1 protein-coding gene is annotated in these 1416 nt (G+C 37.7%); it reads right to left on the bottom strand.

The window, feature by feature from the left end; translation table 11 throughout:
• Positions 1 to 312: 312 nt before the first annotated feature.
• A complete protein-coding gene (locus tag AB0912_RS35870; RefSeq protein ID WP_366707529.1) occupies positions 313 to 1203 on the bottom strand; it encodes an IS982-like element ISLll1 family transposase in 891 nt (296 codons plus the stop codon).
• Between the last annotated feature and the right edge of the window lie 213 nt (positions 1204 to 1416).

Genomic DNA, 1416 nt, shown 5'->3' with positions numbered 1-1416 from the left:
GACAACATTCCGCTTCAGCTTCAGCGACGGAGTCAAGTGCCCCGACTCCTCGGTGAACTGGTGCGCGAGGATACGGAACTTGCGCACCGACTCCAAAGCACCTACAAACACAAATAATTTGTAGGACTATACACAGTTTTTTGTAGGACTATGCACAGTTTTTTGTAGGACTATAATCCTGTTACCCCTTGCAAACACTATATTTTTTTTTTCGCAAAAGAACAAAAGACAAAATATATAATATAAAATAATTAAAAGGGACTCTAAGGAGTCCCAATTTTCTTTTTTTAAAATACCCGAATTGCTAGTTGATTATTTAGCCATGACTTGATACCCGATAGAATATCTTAAAGTCTCTGGTTCCAGTGATTTAGCTGATTTTAACAGTAAAGAATACGCTAAAAGTATCATCTCTAATTTCAATTGAAAACCTTGAGGCGAACGACTTTTACAACGCTCAGCTCCTAGATTTGTCAAAAAAGAGAAAACTCGCTCAATCACTTTTCTATGTTTTGAAAAATTAGGGAAAAGGATTTTCTTTTGCTTCATGTTCTTCCTGACAGGTGTAATTAGATCAATTCCTTCTAATTCCAGCCTTTCATGCAGTGACTGACCTAGATATCCCATATCTCCAAGGACTGTTGGTGTCCCAAATTGACTCAACACTTCCTCGGTCATTGAACTATCAGCCATTGAAGCAGGAGTAATTGTGTAGTCTATGACATAGCCTGATTCACTGACTAAAGCATGACATTTACATCCATAGAAGTACTGTCCCTTTGTAGCATTGTAGCCAACATTGGCATAATCTCCAAGAACTTTGCTTCTGAAATTACGAATAGGCTGACACAAAGGAATGGGGAAGCTGTCAATAATGGATACACTCATTCCTTCAACCTCTTTAAAGACGAGTGCTTGGCGAATGACTTGGATACTCGGTAAGAGGGCATTACAACGGCGGACAAAGCGAGAATATTCTAGGAAATTAGGAAATAAACTTTGAGCAAGTTGGTGCTTAGCTTTAAGCGTTTCACTAAAATGCAGTACGCCCCATAGGTAACAAGCGATAACTAAGCAATCTGATGTTGCGAGATGGACGTTTTTTCGGTTTTGAACCTCAAGGGAAACCCTCGTTTGATAAAGCGTCTCAATGGTTGTCAGTAAATAAACAAAAACTTTTGGAAGTGTGCTATTATAAGTCATATAAGTCGTGCGCTTTCTAATGCTTAGTAGTTTTAGATTAGGATAGCACGACTTATTTATTTTCCAATGAAATTAACTAGCAATTCGGGTTAATTACGGATTTTTTATATCTTCAATGGGTTCATTAATCACTGAATTTGATTATCTTGTTTTAATGAATGTGAAGTCATTCGGTTAAGGGGAGTCTTTGATTTGTCTAGTTAGCTATCTGGA

Source organism: Streptomyces sp. NPDC007084, from assembly GCF_040703595.1.
GTDB lineage: Bacteria > Actinomycetota > Actinomycetes > Streptomycetales > Streptomycetaceae > Streptomyces.
Note: the sequence above shows the minus strand (reverse complement) of the source record. Positions and strands in the feature narration are given on the sequence as shown.